This window comes from Acidaminococcus nyctereutis, from assembly GCF_052216985.1.
Lineage (GTDB): Bacteria > Bacillota > Negativicutes > Acidaminococcales > Acidaminococcaceae > Acidaminococcus > Acidaminococcus fermentans_A.
On sequence record NZ_JBQOUY010000065.1, the window covers coordinates 1 to 1,256 of the forward strand.

General features: G+C 53.1%; 2 protein-coding genes and 1 pseudogene. All 3 read left to right on the top strand.

What is annotated here, in order from left to right; translation table 11 throughout:
• Nucleotides 1-285: pseudogene (locus tag ACTUHY_RS12880) on the top strand (hypothetical protein); the annotation flags it as partial.
• 14 nt (nucleotides 286-299) lie between these two features.
• Nucleotides 300-710 carry a hypothetical protein gene (locus ACTUHY_RS12885; RefSeq protein WP_442828007.1) on the top strand — a complete coding sequence of 137 codons (411 nt, stop codon included), beginning with the start codon at nucleotides 300-302 and terminating at the stop codon, nucleotides 708-710.
• Nucleotides 704-1,256 (top strand): hypothetical protein (locus tag ACTUHY_RS12890; protein WP_442828008.1); only part of this gene is annotated, 553 nt, incomplete at its 3' end. The genes ACTUHY_RS12885 and ACTUHY_RS12890, both read left to right, overlap by 7 nt.

Consider the following 1,256-nt stretch of genomic DNA (forward strand, 5'->3'; position numbering starts at 1 on the left):
TCCATCGACCTTTCCTCGATGAACTATGACAAGGTGAAGAAAATCAACGTGGCAGCCCTGGAAACAGCGGTGAACAAACTAGAGGAGGCCTTTTCGGGAAACTGTTGCCAGGCCAACTGCTGCCAGACTTGTCAGGGGTGCCAGTCTTGCCAGACATGCCAGGGATGCCAAAAATGCCAGACATGTCAAGGGTGCCAAACCTGCCAGGGGTGCCAGAAATGCCAGTATTACATGACCCAGAACTGCAATTGCGACTGCAACTGCAATTGCTCGGATGACAGCTAAAGGAGGAACAACTTATGATCATTGCAAAAGGAAACGTAAGTACGGCGGAAGGGCCTGTGCCGGTAGAGAATCTAAAACCGGGAATGCTGGTGGTGGACCGGGGCCATCGGGCAAGGAACCTGCTGATGGTAGAACAGGTCCAGCTCCATCAGACACTCCATTTTGAACGGAACAAAGACCTGGTCCTGGCGGGGAATAGCATCCTTTTCACCCTTACCGGCATGCGGAGCGCAATCTCCCTCAAGGGGGTACGCAAGGCCCTGAGCGGACGGATCCAAATGCTCTTTGAAGGGAGAAAGATGCAGGAGGATGTGATGAAAATCAAAAAGGAAGAAGTCACCGGCTATCGCCTGACCATCGAGGGTGGCAAGGATGTCCTGGTCAATGGGTACGATGTAGCAGACAAGGAGGAAGGGGTATGCTGAAGATCTATTACAACGAGGAATCCAATGCGGATTACCGGATCCACCTGACTCTCCGGGGCGATTACTGCAAGGCGGAATGCACCAGCAACAGCGAAAGCCGGAAGGGAGCGGATGTGATCGAGACCATGCATCCTTACAGTTCCTACGTTCTTACAGAAGGAAACGGGACCGTGAAACTGTTCCGCCGTCCCATGGCCTCGGACTACCGGTTCCTTGACCTTAACCGGTTGGGAGTATCCATCAAGTTGGACTTTGCCGTCCTGACCCAGCTTTATGGAAATACCACCATCCTCGATATCGATACGGGCATCATGGCGGAAGGCCAGCGGGATATTGTGGTGCGGATGTTCAACGGGCAGAAGGAAAAACTGACCCTTGACACGGACCAGGAATATGAACTGTTGCCCTTTAACACCAGCGACTTGATCCTGGGGGATCATCCCAGGATGAAACTCTGGGACAGCTACAGCCTTTCCGCTGGGGACCGGGAACTGATGGCCAACCGGAAAGGATACCTGATTGATGGAGATCCGGAAGAACCCTTCA

Coding starts and splice junctions, on each gene's coding strand:
- ACTUHY_RS12885 (WP_442828007.1), top strand. CDS start 300: ATGATCATTGCAAAAGGAAACGTAAGTACGGCGGAAGGGCCTGTGCCG.